Origin of the sequence: Paenibacillus sp. EKM301P (assembly GCF_011800295.1) — a bacterium.
GTDB classification, from domain to species: Bacteria; Bacillota; Bacilli; order Paenibacillales; family Paenibacillaceae; genus Paenibacillus; species Paenibacillus polymyxa.
The window spans coordinates 786,109-807,253 of sequence record NZ_JAALFM010000001.1 but is presented as its reverse complement, the minus strand read 5'-3'; the positions used below and the strand labels follow the sequence as shown (position 1 = coordinate 807,253).

Here is a 21,145-nt window from a genome sequence, read left to right as displayed (position 1 = left end):
CCTCCTTATTTTTGATCTACCAAATCGATGTAACCGGGACGATTCCACTTACGGTTCACTTCAACCCCATTTTGCGGATGCCGCTTTTTATAACGTGGATTGATATGTGGGAGTGGATTTTGACCATCGAATTCCAAAACTTGCATCCGTACTTTGGTTTGTTTATAGGCAGGTGTACGGGTGACTACATCAAATGCTCCACCAGTTAATAGATTGACAGCACCCTCATGACTGGTAGAGTGCATCGGTACATAAATTTCTGTTCCTTGTACCCGGTCCGTCACCAGAACATGCAGCTTGACCGCCCCATAGGGAGATTCCAGTCGAACCAGCGATCCGTCTGTAACTCCGCGCTCCTCTGCCAACTCAGGGGACACTTCCACAAATACTTTTGGGAGTTTGAGCTGAAGGCCTGTTGACTTTGTCGTCATATTCCCTTCGTGAAACTGTTCGAGCAGTCGGCCATTATTTAAGGTCAGATCGAATTCAGCGGGATACTCTTTTGGTGGTACATATTCGAAGAGTCCCAAGCGTGCTTTTTTATCTGGAAAGTTAAAGCCGTTGGTATGCAGAAGCGGAGTGTTGCTACCATCCGGCGATCCCCAATGGAAGCTGTTCCAGCCTTCCAATACGTCATAATTACATTGGGAGAAAAATGGAGTGAGCGCCGCCATTTCCTCAAAAATTTCACTCGGATGACTGTAATCCCAATCAAATCCCATGTGCTTGGCAAATTGGCTGAAAATCCACCAATCCGGTTTGCTGTCTCCTACAGGGCGGAGGGCCTCATATAAACGCTGTACACGACGTTCGGTGTTCGTAAAGGTACCGTCCTTTTCGAGTGAAGGTACAGCTGGCAAAATGACATCAGCGAATTCAGCTGTCTTGCTCAGAAATACATCCTGAACGACAAGGAAATCCAAATTCGCCAGCATTTCTTGGGTATTATTGGAGTCTGCATCCACCCATGCCATTTCTTCTCCAGCGATATACATACCTTTGAGCTTACCCGTCTCAATGGCTTCCAGCATTTGAATGTTGTCCAGTCCGCGCTGGCTTGGAATTTGTACGCCGTAGGCCGCTTCGAACTTGGACCGAATGGCATCGTTCGTTACGGGCTGATAGCCAGGAAAAATATCTGGCATGGTACCCATATCGGCAGCACCCTGAACATTGTTATGTCCTCGAAGCGGATATGCGCCTGCACCTGGACGCATAAAGTTGCCAGTCACCAGCAGCAGGTTGGCAATCGCGATCGAAGTGTAAGAGCCTGCGATGTTTTGCGTCACGCCCATGCCCCAGCAAATGGCCGTGCCATCGGCTTCGTGAATCATGGTCGCTACCTGAATGAGCGTCTCTTGGGAAATACCAGTTTCCTGCTCAGCGAATTCCAGGGTGAAGTTCTCCAGCAATTTCAAATACTCAGGATAGAAATTTACATGTTTCTCAATGAATTTAGCATCATGCCAGTTTTGCTCAATGATGTATTTGGCTACAGCGGATAACCATACATAATCAGTACCTTGCTTCGGACGCATGAACAAATCTGCGCGTTCTGCCATTTCATGCTTGCGCAGGTCTACCGAGATCAACTTTTGACCATGCAGCTTATGCGCACGTTTGATGCGGGTAGCCAGCACAGGATGTCCTTCTCCCGGCGCACAGCCGACTAGTATGACCAAACCTGAAGAGGCAATGTCTTTAATCGTGCCACTGTCGCCGCCGATGCCTCCGGTATATTGTAGCCCCCATGATGCAGGAGATTGGCAATACCGTGAGCAGTTATCAACGTTATTCGTTTGGAACACCTGACGAGCCAGCTTTTGCATCAGATAATTTTCTTCGTTGGTAAATTTGGATGAAGAAATAAAACCGAGTGCCTCGCCTCCGTAGGTTTCTTTGATAGCTCCCATTTTGCTGGCCATCAGGCTCAAGGCTTCTTCCCAGGTTGCTTCCACGAATTCGTCTCCTTGACGAATTAAAGGCGAGGTCAAACGTTGATCGCTATTCACAAAATCCCAGCCGAATTTCCCTTTGACGCATGTCGAAATGCCGTTAACAGGCCCCTCAGAGGTAGGCTGTACCTTCAAAATTTTGCGGCCTTTGGTCCAAACCTCAAAGCTGCAACCTACACCGCAAAACGTGCAGACGGTTTTAGTTTTTTTCGTACGTGTTTCACGCATCGCTGCTTCAGCTTCCGAAATTGCAAAAATACCGCTGTAGCCTGGCTCCACTTCCTTAATTAGATCAACCATTGGATTTAATAAATCCTTATTTATGCCGCTCATGAAGCCGGCCTCTCCCAGCATGGACTTTTCCATCAAGGCGTTACATGGGCAAACCGTTACACACTGACCGCAGCTGACGCAGGAGGAATCGTTAATTGCAACTCCATCGTCCCAGATCACGCGAGGGCGTTCAGCCTCCCAGTCGAGGGACAGTGTTTCATTGACCTGCAGGTTCTGACATACCTCTACGCATTGGCCGCATGCAATACATTGATTGGGGTCATAGCGGTAAAAAGGGTGGGACATATCCACTTCTGTGGGATCAACCTTCGGTCGATATGGATATTTTTGATGTTCAATTTCCATAAGCTCTGCGGTGTTATGCAGTTTACAATTACCGTTGTTGTTATCGCACACCGTGCAGTAGAGGAGGTGATTCTCCAGCAAACGGTCCATAGCCTCGGTTTGTGCCGCTTTTGCGCGATCTGAATGTAAATGAATATCCATTCCATTTGTAGCAAGCGTTGAGCAGGAACGCATAAGCTTTCCGTCCACTTCCACAATACATGTGTCACAGGTGCGGATTGGATCCACTTCGCGAACGTAACACAGTTGGGGGTGGGCAATATTGTTTTCGTTGATCACTTCAAGAATGGTTGCGCTGCTATTCGTTTTCAGTTCCTGTCCGTTTAATGTAATTTTGATCGTATTATCCGCCACGGTTCAGGCTCCTTTCAGATTTTGAATTTTAAAATTGGGAACAAAAAAACTCCACCATAAACACAAGTGCTCGTGTTTAAGCACTTGTGTTTATGGTGGAGTAGTGACCAAGCTCTAGGTCCTGGAGGCCAATCCGCCATTGGAGTATGTATTAATATCAGACAGTACGCACCGCCTGTATATCAATAAATTGAATATGTCATTTTCTGCATGTCATCTGGTGTAACTATAGCGTAAAATTTAAGATAGTTCAACGGTGATTTATTAAAATTTTTAATTGATAATGATTATCAATTGAGAAAGCGAAAAATCATTGACAAACGTTCCAGGATTGCTAACAATAGGAATGTATCTATTTGAGAGCATTCGTGAATGGAGTGTACGTGGGAATCGCGTATATTTTATTTGGCGCAGCGCTTGTTAGTTTGATTTTTCTATATCACATGATGTGAGGATTCGTAAAATCCTGATGTAGATAAATTAACCGGCATTTAGCAGATTCTTCGATATTCATAAGCGAAGAAGTTGTTGTGATGCCGGTTTTTTGGTTCAGTTTACAGTTAAAAGAGATTTATTAATGAAGACGGATTGAGGTGAACGGGATGGCGAACCGCAGCGACGATCAATGGAATCGTCCGTTACGGGACTTGAGAATATCCGTCATAGACCGATGTAATTTTCGGTGCCGATATTGTATGCCTGAAGAAATATTTGGCCATGACTATCCGTTTTTGCCAAAAGAAAAAATATTGACTTTTGCGGAAATTACCCGCCTCTCTCGTATCTTTGTCTCGCTCGGCGTTACAAAGCTGCGTATTACTGGGGGTGAGCCGTTGCTGAGGAAAGATTTGTCCTCGCTCATTCATTCGCTAACTCAACTCGATGGGGTTGAAGATATTGCTATGACGACGAACGGTGTATTTTTGCCTAAATATGCAGCGTCACTACGGGAGGCGGGGCTGAAGAGAGTGACGGTTAGTCTGGATTCGCTGGATGACGGTCGATTCCGCCGCATGAACGGGGGGAGAAGCAGTGTAAAGGCAGTGCTGGAAGGTATTGAAGCTGCAGCTCAAGCGGGAATGCAGGTAAAAATAAATATGGTCGTGCAAAAGGGCTTTAACGATCAGGATATTGTGCCTATGGCCGACTATTTTCAAAAGAAAAAGCATATTTTGCGCTTTGTTGAGTTTATGGATGTAGGTAACACCAATGGCTGGAAATTGGATCAGGTTGTTTCCAAGCAGCAAATCATCGAAACCATCCATGAGCACATGCCGTTAGAACCTGTTCCACCCCAATACAAAGGTGAGGTGGCGACGCGCTACAGGTATCTGGACAGAGACGGGGAAATCGGCATCATTTCATCCGTTACGGATGCTTTCTGCTCCACATGTACACGGGCGAGAATTTCTGCTGAGGGCTCCTTGTACACATGCCTGTTTGCGTCTAAAGGGTACAAGCTTCGCACGATGCTGCGGTCCGAGCAATCCGATGATGAGATTAGATCTTACATTGAGCGTGTTTGGAGAGGACGTACCGACCGCTATTCAGAGGAACGATTGACTCATACGAAGCAAGCATCGTCCAAAATTGAAATGTCACATATCGGCGGGTGACCGAAGAGCCAGCCTGTCAGAAACAAGGGAGTTGAGCACATGGAAAAGCCGGCTGAGGTAAAACGCGAGATCCTACGTTATCGGGACGGTCAGATCAAGCGTTTTGAAGACACAGTGGTGACGGAGTATCCAGTGACCATTAAAATCAATCAGCAGGAATTTGCCACCATGGTTTGTACACCAGAGTATGTAGAGGATATGGTAGTAGGCTTTTTGGCCTCTGAAGGCGTCATTCAACGGTATGATGATATCGAAGATATTTGGGTTCAGGAAAAAGAAGGTTTTGTTCATATTAAAACCCGTCGGATGAATGAGTTTTATCAAAACTTTCATTCCAAACGATACATTACCTCCTGCTGCGGAAAAAGTAGACAGGGATTTTACTTTATAAATGATGCTAAAGTGGCAAAAAGAATGAATGATGCCCATGTTACGGTGTCTTTTGATGACTGTTTCCGCCTGATGAATTTGATGCAAATCTCGGCACATACCTTTCAGGAGACGGGTGGCGTTCACAATGCTGCGCTGTGTGACAAAGACGGAATAATCCTGTCCAGAATGGATATCGGCCGCCACAATGCGCTTGATAAAATCTATGGGTACTGCCTAAAGCATGATATTATATTACAAGATAAAATCATCGTATTCAGTGGGCGCATCTCGTCTGAAATCTTGTTGAAGGTTGCGAAAATTGGTTGTGAGGTTGTTTTGTCCAAGTCAGCTCCCACAGAGCTTGCACTTGAATTGGCAGAGGATCTGGGGATTACTACCATCGGTTTTATACGAAGTCGTTCTTTGAATGTGTATACGCACACGGAGCGGATTGATGAACTGGTTGAATCTAAAATATAATATAAAAATATCAATGTAGACCATCATAGTTAACCAGCATGGAATAAAACCTTTCGAGGTATTAGTTCATGTTGGTTTTTCTTGGTGTATATGCGATGGTTAGTCCTTGTACTGAAAGGGGGGAACCTACTTAATGAACTATCATATTCAAGTATTTGCCGGACTTGCAGAACTGATGGGAAGGCCTATGATTACGGTGCCTGCTGATCAGGAGACGATGACCGTCAACGCATTAAAAGACTTGCTGTCCAAATATTTCCCTGAAGCAGCGGCCCAGTTGCAGGGAGCTTTTGTTGCCAGAAATCAAGCCTATGCCGCTCCTGAGGATCTGGTTAGTATACATGATGAAATTGCGATTATTCCTCCGGTTTCAGGAGGATAAGCTCCAGTAACAGGCTAGGTGAATTCGATAGATAAGGGAACAAAGGGGGTCAGATGCATTTGCAATACCATATTCAATTATTCGCAGGTATGGCGGAGCAATTTGGTGACGTGCTCACTGTGGAACTTTCACAGGAAACGGTGACCATTGCAGACATTCGAACAAGGCTGAATGAGTTGTACCCGGAGATAGCTTCACAACTGTCTAGTTGTTTTTTTACCCATCATCAAAAGTTGGCTTCTCCAGATGAACTTGTGCTTCCAACAGACGCAATTGCTCTTCATCAGTCAGCTCCCGGAATGGAGACGGTCGTTTCTAAATGCGGATTATATGCTATTACCTACGACCCGATTGATGCCGATGAGGTAACCTCTAAGGTACACGACCCTTCGCATGGGGCTTCATTAACCTTTAATGGTACGACCCGGGAATTTACACAAGGTCAGCGAACGGTGCTGCTTGAATATGAAGCATATGTGCCGATGGCGATGAACACGATGAAGCAAATTGGCGACGAAATTGCTGATCGCTGGCCGTCAACGCGCACTGCCATTACACATCGGCTTGGTACGGTAAGGATTGGAGAGACCAGTGTCGTGATTGCTGTTTCTGCTGCACACCGTGATACTTGCTACGAGGCCAGTCGCCATGCTATTGAACGCTTGAAGCAAATCGTACCAATTTGGAAAAAGGAAGTGTGGGAGGATGGCTCCGAGTGGAAGGGGCACCAACTGGGTGGCTGGAATCCTCATAACACCCCATAACTTTTGAGTTAGGCGGGACATCTGAACTTTTATCTTGTCTGATCGACTTGCAGCAATTAATGGATTAGAAGTATGGGGGCGTAAATAACGATGTCTGAAATGAAAAAGGACCCAACAACGGATGCGGATGCAGAAGCACACATGCAGGCGTCCCACGCCAGATATTCAAGACAAGAATTATTCGGAAAGATCGGGCTGACAGGACAACAAAATATCCGCAGCAAGCATGTGTTAATGGTAGGTGCTGGAGCACTAGGAACGGCCAATGCGGACATGCTGGTGCGAGCGGGCATCGGACGGTTGACGCTGGTAGATCGAGATTATGTAGACTGGAGTAACCTACAACGCCAGCAGCTCTACGACGAAGCAGATGCTCGTGAACAGATACCCAAGGCAGTGGCCGCCCAGAGGCGATTGCAGCAAATCAATTCGGACGTGGACATCCGTGCGCTAGTCCAAGACGTATCACTAGAGGAAATCGGCGACATTGCAGCAGGAGTGGACCTCATCGTAGATGCCACTGACAATTTCGATACACGTCTGCTTATTAACGATTACGCCGTCAAGCACCAAATCCCCTGGATATATGGAGCGTGTGTAGGTAGTTACGGAACAACCTTTACGATCGTTCCAGGACAGACACCCTGTCTGCATTGCCTGCTCGGAACCGTACCGCTTGGCGGCGCAACCTGTGATACGGTCGGTGTGATCAGCCCGGCTGTACAGATGGTGGCAGCTTACCAAAGTGCCGAAGCATTGAAGCTGCTCACTGGGGACAATTCAGCCTTGCAGGGCAAGCTGATTTCCTTCGATCTATGGAATAATCAACATCAGGCGATCCAAATCAGCGCCATGAAAAAAACGGATTGCCCGACGTGTGGAGAGCATCCGGTGTATCCATTTCTACAATTGGAGCATCAGGCTAAAACGGCTGTACTGTGCGGACGTGATACGGTTCAGATCCGACCGGTCACGGGCGCTGTACGCAATCTGAACGAAGCGGCCCGTCTGCTATCCCGTCAGGGGGGCCAAGTGGAGCATAATCCATATCTAGTGTCCGTTGTCATTGGAGCGCATCGGTTGGTTCTTTTTCAGGATGGACGCGTTCTGATCCATGGCACCAAGGATATCGCCGAGGCGAGGTCTATTTATCACAAATATTTGGGTTAACCCAATAGATTCAGACCTTAATGAGCTGCGCACTGTCACCTCATTACGGAATATAGAGGACAGGGGAAGAACAAGTTGAAAAAGAAATTCGGGTACATATTCACATTCGTTGGATTGTTGGCATGGGTTCTGGCTGGATGCTCGTCTCAAGCTGCTGTACAGTCGACAGCGTCTGCGCCTAAAACAGAGTTGATCGTATCTGCCGCTGCGAGTCTTCAAGATAGTCTGAATACGCTCAAGGAACAGTATGAAAAGCAGCACCCAGATATCAAGCTTACCTTTAACTATGCGTCATCCGGTACTTTACAAAAACAAATTGAGCAGGGTGCACCCGCTGACGTATTTATTTCGGCAGGTATGAAGCAAATGAAGGCTTTAACCGATGCATCATTAGTGGAAAAAGATAGCGTACTGCTTCAAAATAAACTGGTTGTGGTTGTTCCGCAAGATAAAGCCAAGAGCACAGACAACAAGGGTATTACGCTCAATGATCTGACAAGTCCTTCTTACATGAAGCTTGCCGTTGGGGAACCTACTACTGTTCCGGCCGGACAGTATTCCAAAGAATCGCTGACAAAGGCCGGATTATGGGACAAGCTGGAACCGAAAATGGTATTCGCCAAAGACGTAAGACAGGTATTAAATTATGTTGAAACAGGCAATGCCGATGCTGGACTCGTTTATTTGACAGATGCCAAATCATCCGATAAAACGGTCGTAGCGCTAGAAGTACCTGAGGAATTGCACGCACCTATCCTGTATCCAGAAGGCATCGTAAAGGCAACCAAGCACAGCAAGGAAGCAGGCGAGTTTGTTGATTTTCTGCGTACAGATGAAGCCATGAGCGTATTTAGTAAAGATGGATTTTCAGCTCCAGCAGAAACAACCGGGAAATAGAATTCACAGATAAAGGAGGGGGTCCCGTTGGATTGGTCGGCTTTTCTTCCTCCGGTTATCGTATCTGTTAAAGTCGCTGTCGTTGCCAGTATCATTGTCTTTTTATTAGCAACTGTGGTAGCTCGGATGATGGCGAACTGCAAGCTGCGGAGAGGAATCAGTGTGATTGAGACCGTTCTACTTCTTCCACTTGTTTTGCCTCCCACTGTTGTCGGCTTTATATTGCTCATCTTGCTGGGAAGGAAAAGTTGGATTGGCGCTGCCTTTGAAAGCCTGTTCCAGCAGACGATTGTATTTACATGGGGAGCCGCAGTGGTGGCGGCGGTAGTTGTTGCTTTTCCACTGGCTTATCGGACGATCAAAGCAGGTTTTGAAGCTGTAGAACCCGAAGTAGAGCAGGCTGCACGTGCGCAAGGTGCCAACGAATGGCAAGTGTTTCGCCATATTACGATGCCCCTTGCCTACCGACCGCTTATTTCAGGGTACATTCTCGGATTTGCCCGAGGGTTAGGGGAATTTGGTGCTACACTGATGCTTGCGGGTAATATTCCTGAACAGACTCAAACCCTGCCTACGGCGATTTACACCGCGTCCGAGGTCGGAAATATGACACTCTCCTGGAGCTGGGTAGCCGTCATTATCCTATTCTCTTTTATCATGTTGATGCTATCGAATCGACTGGTGAAGGACTAGTCCGTTTGGATTCAGTAATATACGCAGTCTGTCCGATCGGGCGGGCTGCGTTTTCTTTTCTATGACGTTCAATGGTAAGCATGTTCCAAGAATCACTTTCGCTTCATCTCTGTTTTATATGATAGGAATCGGTTATGATGGAAATAGTAACAAGGATTTTAGTAGATTTAGGAGAGCGGTGCGATATGAGAAAGGAAACGGGTTTTAACGAAATTATTCGAAAAGTACGTAAAGAGCTATTTGGAAAAGGCCCGGAACGCATACATACAACCTTTGTAGATAATATGGCCATCACAATGCTATACGGTAATTTAACTCCATCCGAAAAGTTTCTTGCGCAAGAGGATGCAGGAAGAGAGATGGTGCATGCAGCTCGAACTAAAATGGTACAAAAAATCTATCCTGTACAGTTCAATAAAGAACTGGAGGATTATATGGATTCCCGCTTACTGCATTTATTTTCAGATATTAAAGTGGAAGAAGATATAGCCATCTCCGTTTTTGTTTTTGAGGATAATATTGCTGTGAAATAAAAAGAGAAGGTGAACCGACATTGGATTGTATATTGTTGGGGAGTTCAGCAGCACCTTTGATTAATAGATACTATGAAAAGCGAAGGAGCTACATAGTTTATGAAAAAAGATGATTTTGGAAATAGAATGAAGGAATATGAAAATGCTTATAGATTAAGTTTACCCCGCCGTTTACCCGTAATTATCAGAATCGATGGTGCTCATTTTCATACCTTTACACGTGGGATGGCGAAACCTTTTGATGAGAAGCTAATCTTTGCGTTATGGGAGACGTGCAAATATCTGGCCTATAATATTATGGGATGTAAACTGGTGTACCATCAGAGTGATGAAATCTCTCTGCTTCTTACGAATTACGACAAATTAACGACACAATCATGGTTTGAAAATAATCTTCAAAAGATGGTGTCTATATCTGCCTCTCTGGCTACTGCCAAATTTAACGAGGAAATCCAGAAAGTTTATCCGGATAAGCCTCTAGCTACTTTTGATGCAAGAGCATGGGTTTTGCCTCACGATGAGGTTGCAAACTACTTTCTATGGAGACAACAAGACGCTACTAAAAACAGCATTTCTATGGTAGCTCAAGCTCATTTCAGGCATTCAGAACTACAAGGATTGAACGGAAATCAGCTTCAAGACAAGCTTTTTGTGGAAAAAGGGCTGAACTGGAATGACCTTCCGGTCTGGCAAAAGCGGGGAATCTGCATTACCAAACAACAGTATAACAAAGGAGAAGCCGTCAGAAGCAAGTGGGATGTTGATCATGACACACCAATCTTTTCACAAAATAGAGATTATATTAACCAATATGTATACCTGGACAAGGATGTGTGAGGTTTGGAGTGTGTCATTTTTATAGGAATTCAGGCTTCGGGCAAGTCGACTTTTTATAAAGAACGATTCTTCAAAACACATATGCGGATAAATCTTGATATGCTTAAAACACGGAATAGGGAAAATATGTACCTTCAGACCTCCATCGAAACGATGCAGCGTTTTGTAGTGGACAATACCAATCCCACAGTCGAAGAACGAAAGAAATATATAGATGCTTGTAAAAACAAGGGATTTAAAATCATTGGCTACTACTTTGAACCTGATTATGCTGAATCTATTAAGCGTAATGAGCAGCGCACAGGCAAAGAGTATATTCCTGAAATCGGTATTAAAAGTGTAATGAGTAAACTAGAGGTCCCAAGTTACGAAGAAGGATTTGATGAAATTTACAGCGTGATTTCGAGTGAGGGGACGTTTCGGATCGAAAAGCAACCATAGAACCGTACAATTTAGGAGGAGCATCCATGAACATACCAGAGAGATTTATCAAACGTTTTCCAGCATACGAGGACGTATTTGCCAGCGATCTTGAACATCACCGCAAGCACTTTCTGCCAATTTGCTCGATTAATCTCCAGTTCTTATTTCCAGAGCAGGACGAGTGGCTTCATTTTGTTTCCGTAAAAGAAATCCACGAAGGCTGTGTGGGTGAAAATACTCAGCAATTTCATACCTTATATACCAAGGAAGATATGCTGGGATTCGATGTAATTGACGGCAAATACAAATTTGAAGCAGACTGGAATTATTTTAGTCTTCATCAGAAAGAGCAATTAGAAGCCACCTATGAGGCGCTGAAATCTACCGGGGATAAAGCGTATCTACGTATGAAGAGAGAAGTCATGGCGTTGGACGGACTGGAGCAGGTGTACACAGCTAATGAACAAGATTACGAAGCTCGCAAAGCATTTTTCTTAGAAAATAATAAAATCTATCCTTATTCCTCCTTTGGAGAGGCCAAAAAGTCAGTGGAAGAGCTCACCCACGATTTTGAGGAAAAGCAATCCAGTGGTTGGGGGCTAAGCTTTCCCGAAGTCAACGGTATTCTGGATGACATCGCATTTCAGTCTGAAGAGGCCCAAAGCTACATCAAGGAATATGACGAATCCTTGGAAGAAATGCTCAAGTTCGAGCAAACCAATCTGCTTCATGTGCCTAAACGTGCCAATGGTGAGACATTTACCTATATCGGTTCTTTCACCGGATATTATTTTCAAGCGTTTGGAGCCGATAAGGTATACTTATTTTATGATAGAGAATTAAGGAAAGCGATAATTTGCTTCGAGTATTCCTAGGATATAGAAAAAGCTCCCGAGATGGGAGCTTTAAAATTTATTTCTTATTGATCTTCACATCGTGCTCTTTAGCCAGTGTGTTAACCTGTTCACCAAAATCTCTGAAGAGCTTTTTACCCTCGCTAAGCTTGGTGTTACTTTCATTAATTAAGTTTAGATCTCCTTTTTCCAACGCATCGATCATCGTAATGAGTGCTTCTTTTTGAGTGCTAACCGCCTTGATGTAGGTTTCGTGGACGGCCCGTACCTCAGGAGTTTCCGTCTTTACTGCTTCAACTTTATCGAGGTATTTGGTGTATTCTGGGATAATATCATCTCGTAACGTATTATATAGTGTTTCATCATCTGTGAAGTTATCCCCGGTCACAGATTCATATTTTTCAGTTACTGCTTTTTCATCTTGTGTTAACGGAAGCATTCCATCATTCACATAGGTAATTAAATCTTTTTTTACCGGATCGGTAGAGCAAGCTGCCAAAATTGAAAAGCAACACAATACTAACATAAATATACTAAGTTTTTTCATCTGTATTCCCCTTTTTCTATGTATGTTTATGGGTAATTAGATATATTACTTAGTCTAAAAGAACTACCCATATCAGTTTATTATATCGTATGAATAAGAGAATGGTAGGATTTTTATGGTAAAAAGGTGTCTAAAGTAAGTCTATTATCCTAGTATTATCATTTAATCTATGGATTCTAGAGCTTTCTATTTTAGGAAATGACGACTAAAAATATTTACTACAATATATTCCATTAGAACCAAGAATGTTTTATGATAGAGACAACAGCCTAGAAGATACCCTGATTCTCCAGGGAATAGCGGGAATTCCTTAAACCATTTGAGAGGGGATTTCAGTATGAAGAGGTTCAGAAAGGCTATTTCAGTTATGCTAAGCTTGATGCTCCTGTTTGCTTTTGGGATGACTGCAAACGCGAGTCAAGGCACAGAGATGAACAAGGAAAAACAAGCTATTGAAGCTGATTCTAGTTTTCAGCTAACAACGAACAACGAAGATGTTATTGAGCATTTAACCCGGGTGGACAAGCCTGAAGGTATTACATCCTCCGTTTATAACATGCAGGAAAATATCAATTTTAAAGCACCAGAGACATTCTCTTTGAAAAGGGAGACCCTTCCTTCCCTGAAAGCTAGTCCAACGGCAGCCACAGCTTCTTCTGCTACGTATTCAGGTACAATTACGGAAGAGGGAGGCACACAGTTTTTATATCCGATTTATGTGAAGCCAGGTGAATTGTTGCAGGCACAGTTGGATGGTCCATTTTCAGAACAGCTTGACTATGACTTATATTTGTACGAATTTGATATGACGACAGGGGATATTAACCCCAATGCTATTGACGCCTCCACCTATGGAACCTATTTTAACAAGTATGAACATGGGTCTGCATCACTTCCTGAAAACGTAGGAAGCCGCAATGCTACCGGATCTGAGAAAGCTTACGCAATTGCAGTCCATTCCAAAAAGGGATCAAGCATAAATGACCCTTTCTATTTAACTGTGGATATAAGCTCTCAATATGATGCCTATGAACCGGATGAGAGTGCTTTTCATGCCTATAACTTTACATTTAGTACAGGGGGCTCTACCCTGAATTCACGCTCCATTCATTCAGGAATTGACAACGATTGGTATCAAATCACAATTCCTGCGAATCGCAATTATGATGGTTTGAATGTTAAACTGGACAGCACTTCGGAAAGCTACGGTTACAAAGCGGAAGTTTATGGGGCTCTTAGTGGCAACCAAATGGTGCTTCTGCCGCAAACCAATCATAATGTCACTTTGAATACGGGAACCTACTATGTGCGAGTGTACACCACAAACCAGTATTCACCCGACCATTTATATGCACTCACACTTAAACCAGTACTTCGGGCTGGAAAAATTGTAATTAACGGTTATGACTCTAAAAACGGTCCGAATGACTATCCATCCTACTCTTATGGTCGCCATTATCGGGTTAATGGAAACACCAGCCTGACTGTAAAGGGTGTTGTTACTACAACGGATAATTTTCCAGTAGGAAATGCACCAGTTAATGTGACATGGTTGAACCAGAACTGGACTGAAAGCAGCGGGAATCGAACTCGTACAGGTACTGGTTATACGGATCAAAATGGAGCCTTTAGTGTGACCCTTTCCCTGCCGCATTCTACGGGAAGTATTGCAGAATACTTGTCTGGTCCCATAAGCTTTACACATTACTATGATCTTTCAGGTGTAGCTGCCCAGGTGTCAGGTACTTCACTTACAGCTACAGATATTGTATATCACTTTGCTTATAGCATTTATGGTGGTTGATGTACTGTCTATAAAGCAATGACAACGTCAGATTGTTTATTTTAACAATTTATATTCAGAGTCAGGATCTTGCTTCAAAAATTGTTCATTTTTAGGACAAAGCATATATTCATTCCATATATGCTTTGTCCGATATATATAGCAACAGGGTTACATTACATCGTACATACGCCTTAGATTGCCTGTTACAAACATGACAGGAGGAAGTAGAATGAATTTTGAACCTCTTAAAGCACAACAAGCGGTTCTTAGCTCTGGTAGCTTACGGATCAATCCGACAAGCAAGCAAGTTCCGTCCCCCCAGCTACATGAAGAAAAAGTGTCCAGGTTCGTCGTTCAGGACACCGTGGAGATTAGTGAAGCTGGCAGAAAGCTGGCTGAGGGGGATATCGTGTCACATGCTGCCAAGTATTTTGGCACAACTCAGATCAACGATGCATTAAACCGGGTTTTGGAGGGCAAACCGGAAGAAGTATCCGATGCTGTGTACAATATGATTCAATCCAATTTTATCGTCGATGGAACGGTAACGGATGAGAAGCAGCGCGCGGTATTGCTGGAGATGGGAGTTTCCCAGTCCAAGTATATTGCGGATCATTACATGGAAGGCGATAAAGCCAAGGAATTTATGCAAACCATGAACCAGATAGCTGGTATTGCCTTGACACGAACCATTGATTCAGAGACCGGAGATATTAGCTACACGACTCCTACAGATCGTCCGATAGGTGCCCCTGAGGACTACGTCAAGCTGTCGGAAGTGATGAAACAGGTCGATCCTCAAAAATATACTGCGTTCATGAATGACATTAAGGGTGGAGGAAATGGATTAAGCCAGCTGTTGAGTTTTGCACAAAAGGTTCCTCAAAACCCCGATTGGATTAATAAATACAAGGAACGTACAGAACAGACTGAAGAGCTGTTAAATAAACCACAGTTAACGAATCGGTTTGACAAAGCGGATACATCCTCAGCTTCCGCGTTTATGAATAGTATGCAAAATCTTCTTAAGGAATCTTCTGCTCCTGAGGATTCTTACATGCAGAATATGCGGGGATTTTTTCGGAACTTGGGTGTTCAGGCCAATTAAAGTTTCAAAAGGGTCTCTGGGATGAGTGTTTCGAAAATTTATTTCAGTTCATTTTGCTGTTCTGTTTACATCCTGTTTGGAACGAAGTATAATAGCTTCAAAACATACTCGTGAACTTGAGGAAGCACCTCGAACTTAGGCATTAATGCCTTCGTTTGAGGTGCTTTTTCTATTTTAGCCAAAGCGAGTACGTAGAACTCTTTGAAAATAAAATAAAGTAAGGAGAAGTGTATGTATCGAAAAAATAAACGAAAGGTTAGGAAGCACAATAAATGGGTGTATGGAGTACTGGCTTTACTCCTCTTATTAATGACCATTCCCATATTCCCGGAAAGGGTATCAGCTGCTACAGAAGAAATCATCGGAGGTCCTTTTTGCCAAAATAATTTGCCAGGTGGAGGCGATAGTTGGGGCTCTTGGTCAGGAAGTGGAGTAGGAGCAACGGAAGTATACACTGGCATGGGGTCGGCAAGGTATACATGTGATGGAACTAAACAGCCGACAAATCGTTTTATTGATATTGGAAGATCTATTAAGACTTCGGATTACAGGATTTTTGTTTACATTGAGGGATCTTATCATACAGATATATATACATCTAATGCCGCCGCAGGCGACAGCTGGAGACCCAACGGAACGAATTTATATACATGGACCAATGTAACGAAATTCTATGCCGATAGCTATTACCAGGGGAAATGGATAGATATCACTGACTCTATTACATTAAGGGATGTACGATATTTCAGAGCGATGGGAACTAGTCAACAGACAAGTAATGAAATATCCAAGTTTGGAATCCGTATTATTCCCAAATCGGACTTGATGCCTAAACCACCCCAGATACATGCTGGCGCAGAGGGACAGGTGTTTACAGGGTGGACCAAAGAGCCTGTAACCGTGTGGATTGATGGGGATGTGGCTCCTGAAGGATTAAAGTACTATGAATATAGCCTGAATGGAGGAGCATTTCAGCAATATATTGGTCCCTTCACTGTCAATGATCATGGTGTAAATACAATTTATGCCCGAACAGTGGACGTCAATAACCAGTATAGTGGTCTTTTTTCCGCCAATGTCCGAATAGACAGGATGCCACCAACTCCCCCCATTATAGATGCAACAGGAAACAGTAATGAATATACCATTTCATTACAACCGGGCGCAGACGATTATTCTGGACTAGCCCATACTCAATTTCGATTGTCCGGTGTTGTGAATCAGGCTTGGCAGGATTATGGTGGAGTGTTTCATGTGAACCAAGATGGCAAAAGCACGATTTATGCTCGTTCCATTGATAATGTCGGTAATGTGAGCCTGGAGGTAAGCAAAGAGATCACGATTGATAAAAAGGGGCCGACGGCTCCTGTTATACGGGCTAGCGAAACGGGTCCAACGAACCGTGATGTGGACATTGCCATTGAGTCGGGAAGTGACTCTACAAATGGAATTAAGAAGACACAGTATCGTTTGAGTCCAACTGGGGAGTGGCTGACATACAATGGCATTTTTACATTAAATGCAGAAGGGAGTTACGAACTATCAGCGCGGACGATCAATAATCTTGATGTGTCTAGTCCCATTGTGACTCAATCGGTTATGATTGATCGAACCAAACCCACCCCTCCGAAAGTTATATTTTCTGAGGTAACGAATCCTAACCGATATATCAATAAACCAGTACAGTTTACACTCTCGGGTGCAACGGATACTACAGCAGTGCATTATGAATATCAATTGGGTTCTGGCGCTTATGTGCCTGGTTCATCGGGAATATTAAATAGTTCCGGAATTGTAAAAGTAACTGCTCAAGCTGTAGATGCAGCTGGAAATCGAAGCGTTCCGGTGAACGCAATGTCTTATATCGATTTGGAGCCGCCGAGCATTCAACTGACACCCAATATGCGTGAATGGAAAGATACTAATATTCATGTGAACATACAATATACTGACCAGCACTCGGAGATTGATCCATCGACAAGGCAGTATAAAATCACGAACAGCTCCGATTCACCCGAAAACTGGGAGGCTGCCGCCGATCCTATAGTCCAGCTGGATCTCTCAAATGAAGGCGAATGGTATGTCCATGCGAAGGTGAAAGACCAGGCAGGAAACATGTATGAAACGGTCAGCAGTGCACTTCGCATTCAAAAGCAACCGAAGCCGGTTGAGCTTTCGGCAACATCTGTACGCAACACAGAGGTTGATTTGCAATGGACTCTCCCCTCCGGTCTTGATGATGGTTATGTCTATACAGTCCGAAATCTAACAACAAATGAGGTTTGGGATGTTAACCATCCGACAAATTCATTTACAGATACAGGGCTATTAGGAGGACATGAATATGAGTATGAACTGCGTTGCAGTAATCATGTAGGAGGCAATGCATATTCTAATCGAGTCCGTGTATTAACGTTACCTGATGCCCCTGAGCATGTTCAGTTGCGACCGGTCTCTCGTCATTCAGCAGAAATCATGGCCGACTTTACGCCAGTTTTTTCAGCTAATAAATATATTATTACAGCAGCGGACGCAAGCACGGGAGAAATCATATTTAAGGATACGGTTACACAGGATGTGTATAATCCGATTAAGGGGATGGAGCCTGGTAAGTATTATGAAGTTTCTGTATCCGCTATAAACGCCATGGGAGAGGGGGCAGCAAAACATGTATCTTTTTTAAGTCTACCAGACAGCCCAAGCGGATTCCGGAATGTAACCGTAAGAGAAGATGGAATCGACTTGAAGTGGAATTCTGTAATCACTGCCACCTACTATGCTCTAGAGCGAGATAAGGTCTCGGTTTATAACGATGTGTATACAGAATTCACCGATACTGGGCTTCAGGCGGGAACGGAGTATAACTATCGTATATCTGCTGAAAATGAAACAGGATTTGGAGACTATGCTCATCTCGGCGTTATGACATTACCAGAACGGGTAACTACACTTTCAAGTGTAACGAAGGATGTATATTCTGTTGGTGTAGCGTGGCAAGATGTGCAGGGGGCTGAAGGGTACATTTTGAATGTTAACGATGAACCAAAGGTGCAAATTCCGCGTGGTATCCATTCTTATACTTTTGAAGGTTTGCCAGCAGGTAGATCTGCCAATATAAAAATTCGGGCTTACAATCGAAGTGGTACGGGCTTAGATACATCTATCAACGTATTAACGCTACCTGATTTGGCTGTACAACTTGCAGCTGTAGATGTTCGCGAGCACGATGCCACATTGATATGGGCTCCGGTTGATGGGGCAACTCAATATAAGGTAACAATCAACGGTCAAAATTATTATAGTACGGAACCACGGATAGTTGTATCTGGTTTAACAGGTGGGAAAAACTACACTTTTCAAGTGAGTAGTGGGAACAGCAGTGGTTACAGCCCGCCAGCGTTGGGTGAACTGCTGACACTCCCGCCTCAAGTACAAAATGTAAAAGTTACGGAACTTGGGAATGGACAGATTTCGCTGACATGGAATGAAATCAAGAGTGCTTCCCAATATGCAGTAATCCGCAAAGATACAGGGGAAGTTTTTGACACTAGAGAAGCTTGCATCATACTTTCAGATATCCAGCCTGGTATAATTTACTCGTTTGGTATACAGGCGATGAATACTACGGGAGAAGGCGACGTTGCTCCCTTTACGTATCGTACATTGCCAGGTCAAATACCAAATCATAGGTTGGTTGTGAAAAGCGTAACGGATACCGATTTGCTTATTACATGGCCAGAAGCTCCGGGTGCAGATGCTTACAATGTCTACAAAAACGAGATGCTTATCGGCCATACGACTACTCAAGAGTTTAAAGTAGACGGATTAGATAGTTCTACATTGTATCGTATTACTGTTAAGCCAGTGAACACAAGCGGTGAAGGTAAGCAGTCAGAAGGTCAGGTCGAGACGTTACCGTCTTCAGCATTTGCGTTTTCGAAGACAGAAACAACCAATAGTGAATTTATCATCCATTGGGAGTCAGAGCATGAAAATGATATTTTTGTTCTCGCTAGTGAAGGAGTAGTCCTATATCGTGGTAAGGATCGAGCTTTTATCTGGAGACAGCTGAGAGAAAAGCAATTGTATACCGTTCAACTTTGGGCAGAAAATAGTCAAGGAAAACGCACAGAGGCAAAAGAAGCGAGTGGTAAAACTACAGGGAATGCTGTGGACACAGGTGTTGGAGCAGGAGGCGCGGGGGGTGTAAAACCGATTCAGACTGTTGTAGAGGAGCCGATAGAAACAAAAACAGAGTTCTTTCAAGGCTCGACAATCGAGACGAAGCCAAATCATTTTAGTGACATTGATCGGGTATTTAATAGAGAGAAAATAAATGCGCTTGCCGATTTGGGCGTAGTGAAGGGGAGATCCAGCACGCTTTTTGAACCGAATAGACCCGTAACACGTATGGAATTTACTTCGATGCTTGTTCGTTCTCTTAAATTACCGCTCGAAACAGATGTGACTCTAGACTTCGAGGATATTGATCTATCTGCATGGTATGTTGATCTGCTCAAAACAGCAATTAAGGATCAAGTCGCTCGAGGTTTTAGTAACAAAGCCTTCGGTCCAGATCGGGTCATAAATCGGGAGCAGGCCGCTAAAATGGTGAATAACATTATCAAGGCTACACCACAGCAAGAAAGCAGTGTATACTCAGATTCCTCTCAAATTGTAGAGTGGGCCAGAAAGGATGTACTTGGTCTAACTGAGATTAATTTAGTACAAGGATATCCAGACGGCAGCTTTCGTGCCAAACAGGAAGTTACGCGTGCGGAAGCGGCTGAGATGATTTATAATATGCTTCAAATGAAGTAGCCAAAATAAGGGAGGGGGGCTGTGAGTAACGGTAATAATTGAGACTGATATGGTTGATAACTGAGACATTTTTGGGTATATGTTTGAGACATTTTTAAACCAATAGAAACAAAACCCCTTGTTTCTATTGGTTTTTTTGTGTTTCTATTTACTATATATATTCTATATATGCTAACATATGGTACAAGGTCAGAAATATAATAGGCATTCCATCTGTACAGTATGTTGGATGGAATACGGGATTGATACCTCAGATAACATGTGGAAATCAATTAATGACTGGGTTGGTATGATTGAGAGAACACGGGAGATTCTAAAGAATACACAATCGGTGAGTGAAATAGCACGTCGACTAGAAAGGTCCAATAATACTGTGTACAAGATCATGGGATATTTAAATAAAAATAAGCTTTTGTCAAGGGAGTTATCTAAAAAATTCGGTCCAACCAGAACATGTAGTAGTGATTTGGTACAGATTTTTAGAGGGCTTTTAAATTGGAAGGGTAAACTCGGATTACTTCAGAACTCAAGAGCGATTTTAGGTTGGAATATTAACGTTCTACTATTATTTATTTGATCCTGCTGTGCAACGGTATTTTATATTTAATGCCCTATTTGATAAAGAACATTATCAAAGGAAAACAATAGAACGTCAGAATTATAACAGTGCTGAACTTGTAGATCAATTGGAGAAAGCTCTTCAAACATTTGTGTATGAAAATCTTAAAATATCTCATAAGGCAATTGCTCGATATCTAAAAATTCCATTTTCTGCCTTGGGAGCACGGACTGGGTAATAGAATCTCTAAAGCAATTAGAAAGCAAAACCACAACAAGAAAAAGTTAAAGGAAAAATACCTTTGGTCACTTGCAAATGAGTACATCAAAACACACGATCATGAACAAATTACATT

The 21,145-nt window shown here is 43.5% G+C and carries 16 protein-coding genes; 14 read left to right on the top strand and 2 right to left on the bottom strand.

What is annotated here, in order from left to right; translation table 11 throughout:
• Nucleotides 1-5: 5 nt before the first annotated feature.
• Nucleotides 6-2,948, bottom strand: a complete 2,943-nt coding sequence (gene fdhF, locus HFD99_RS03650; RefSeq protein WP_039276153.1) for a formate dehydrogenase subunit alpha — start codon at nt 2,946-2,948, stop codon at nt 6-8.
• A gap of 602 nt (nt 2,949-3,550) precedes the next feature.
• Here fdhF and moaA point away from each other — a divergent pair.
• The 11 genes from moaA (at nt 3,551) to HFD99_RS03595 (ending at nt 11,990) form a co-directional block, all read left to right on the top strand.
• Nucleotides 3,551-4,564, top strand: coding sequence for a GTP 3',8-cyclase MoaA (gene moaA, locus HFD99_RS03645; protein WP_026065494.1), 1,014 nt, complete (start codon nt 3,551-3,553; stop codon nt 4,562-4,564).
• A 39-nt stretch (nt 4,565-4,603) separates the two neighbouring features.
• Nucleotides 4,604-5,416 carry a formate dehydrogenase accessory sulfurtransferase FdhD gene (gene fdhD, locus HFD99_RS03640; RefSeq protein WP_123797434.1) on the top strand — a complete coding sequence of 271 codons (813 nt, stop codon included), beginning with the start codon at nt 4,604-4,606 and terminating at the stop codon, nt 5,414-5,416.
• Nucleotides 5,417-5,549: 133 nt separating this feature from the next.
• Nucleotides 5,550-5,798, top strand: coding sequence for a MoaD/ThiS family protein (locus HFD99_RS03635; protein WP_123797433.1), 249 nt, complete (start codon nt 5,550-5,552; stop codon nt 5,796-5,798).
• A 59-nt stretch (nt 5,799-5,857) separates the two neighbouring features.
• Nucleotides 5,858-6,562 (top strand): molybdenum cofactor biosynthesis protein, encoded by a 705-nt coding sequence (locus HFD99_RS03630; RefSeq protein ID WP_123797432.1) that lies wholly within the window; start codon nt 5,858-5,860, stop codon nt 6,560-6,562.
• Nucleotides 6,563-6,652: 90 nt separating this feature from the next.
• Nucleotides 6,653-7,732: a thiazole biosynthesis adenylyltransferase ThiF gene (locus HFD99_RS03625; protein ID WP_375761843.1), complete on the top strand. Its 1,080-nt coding sequence runs from the start codon at nt 6,653-6,655 to the stop codon at nt 7,730-7,732.
• A 75-nt stretch (nt 7,733-7,807) separates the two neighbouring features.
• Nucleotides 7,808-8,629, top strand: a complete 822-nt coding sequence (gene modA, locus HFD99_RS03620; RefSeq protein WP_123797431.1) for a molybdate ABC transporter substrate-binding protein — start codon at nt 7,808-7,810, stop codon at nt 8,627-8,629.
• Between the two features lie 27 nt (nt 8,630-8,656).
• Entirely contained in the window at nt 8,657-9,322 is a 666-nt protein-coding gene (gene modB, locus HFD99_RS03615; protein ID WP_016821669.1) for a molybdate ABC transporter permease subunit, read from the top strand.
• Nucleotides 9,323-9,507: 185 nt separating this feature from the next.
• Nucleotides 9,508-9,855, top strand: coding sequence for a DUF2294 domain-containing protein (locus HFD99_RS03610; protein WP_016821668.1), 348 nt, complete (start codon nt 9,508-9,510; stop codon nt 9,853-9,855).
• Between the two features lie 99 nt (nt 9,856-9,954).
• Nucleotides 9,955-10,692 carry a tRNA(His) guanylyltransferase Thg1 family protein gene (locus HFD99_RS03605; RefSeq protein WP_123797430.1) on the top strand — a complete coding sequence of 246 codons (738 nt, stop codon included), beginning with the start codon at nt 9,955-9,957 and terminating at the stop codon, nt 10,690-10,692.
• Between the two features lie 3 nt (nt 10,693-10,695).
• Nucleotides 10,696-11,133 carry an AAA family ATPase gene (locus HFD99_RS03600; protein ID WP_013372243.1) on the top strand — a complete coding sequence of 146 codons (438 nt, stop codon included), beginning with the start codon at nt 10,696-10,698 and terminating at the stop codon, nt 11,131-11,133.
• Nucleotides 11,134-11,159: 26 nt separating this feature from the next.
• The gene (locus HFD99_RS03595; RefSeq protein WP_123797429.1) at nt 11,160-11,990 is read left to right on the top strand and encodes a siderophore biosynthesis protein; all 831 of its coding nucleotides are present in this window, start codon (nt 11,160-11,162) and stop codon (nt 11,988-11,990) included.
• A 37-nt stretch (nt 11,991-12,027) separates the two neighbouring features.
• On the opposite strand, the gene HFD99_RS03590 is transcribed toward HFD99_RS03595, so the two are convergent.
• Nucleotides 12,028-12,516 carry a hypothetical protein gene (locus HFD99_RS03590; protein WP_019688100.1) on the bottom strand — a complete coding sequence of 163 codons (489 nt, stop codon included), beginning with the start codon at nt 12,514-12,516 and terminating at the stop codon, nt 12,028-12,030.
• A gap of 337 nt (nt 12,517-12,853) precedes the next feature.
• Here HFD99_RS03590 and HFD99_RS03585 point away from each other — a divergent pair, with 337 nt between their 5' ends.
• From HFD99_RS03585 to HFD99_RS03575, 3 genes are all read left to right on the top strand, one after another.
• On the top strand, nt 12,854-14,320 hold the full coding sequence (locus HFD99_RS03585) for an Ig-like domain-containing protein (protein ID WP_123797428.1): 1,467 nt from the start codon (nt 12,854-12,856) through the stop codon (nt 14,318-14,320).
• 211 nt (nt 14,321-14,531) lie between these two features.
• Nucleotides 14,532-15,410 (top strand): hypothetical protein, encoded by an 879-nt coding sequence (locus HFD99_RS03580; RefSeq protein WP_123797427.1) that lies wholly within the window; start codon nt 14,532-14,534, stop codon nt 15,408-15,410.
• Nucleotides 15,411-15,641: 231 nt separating this feature from the next.
• On the top strand, nt 15,642-20,231 hold the full coding sequence (locus tag HFD99_RS03575) for a fibronectin type III domain-containing protein (protein WP_167440807.1): 4,590 nt from the start codon (nt 15,642-15,644) through the stop codon (nt 20,229-20,231).
• The last annotated feature ends 914 nt before the right edge of the window (nt 20,232-21,145 follow it).

Excerpts from the sequence above, each read along its gene's own strand:
- moaA (WP_026065494.1), top strand. The coding sequence starts at position 3,551 with ATGGCGAACCGCAGCGACGATCAATGGAATCGTCCGTTACGGGACTTG.
- fdhD (WP_123797434.1), top strand. The coding sequence starts at position 4,604 with ATGGAAAAGCCGGCTGAGGTAAAACGCGAGATCCTACGTTATCGGGAC.
- HFD99_RS03635 (WP_123797433.1), top strand. The coding sequence starts at position 5,550 with ATGAACTATCATATTCAAGTATTTGCCGGACTTGCAGAACTGATGGGA.
- HFD99_RS03625 (WP_375761843.1), top strand. The coding sequence starts at position 6,653 with ATGTCTGAAATGAAAAAGGACCCAACAACGGATGCGGATGCAGAAGCA.
- HFD99_RS03610 (WP_016821668.1), top strand. The coding sequence starts at position 9,508 with ATGAGAAAGGAAACGGGTTTTAACGAAATTATTCGAAAAGTACGTAAA.
- HFD99_RS03605 (WP_123797430.1), top strand. The coding sequence starts at position 9,955 with ATGAAAAAAGATGATTTTGGAAATAGAATGAAGGAATATGAAAATGCT.
- HFD99_RS03595 (WP_123797429.1), top strand. The coding sequence starts at position 11,160 with ATGAACATACCAGAGAGATTTATCAAACGTTTTCCAGCATACGAGGAC.
- HFD99_RS03590 (WP_019688100.1), bottom strand. The coding sequence starts at position 12,516 with ATGAAAAAACTTAGTATATTTATGTTAGTATTGTGTTGCTTTTCAATT.
- HFD99_RS03585 (WP_123797428.1), top strand. The coding sequence starts at position 12,854 with ATGAAGAGGTTCAGAAAGGCTATTTCAGTTATGCTAAGCTTGATGCTC.
- HFD99_RS03580 (WP_123797427.1), top strand. The coding sequence starts at position 14,532 with ATGAATTTTGAACCTCTTAAAGCACAACAAGCGGTTCTTAGCTCTGGT.
- HFD99_RS03575 (WP_167440807.1), top strand. The coding sequence starts at position 15,642 with ATGTATCGAAAAAATAAACGAAAGGTTAGGAAGCACAATAAATGGGTG.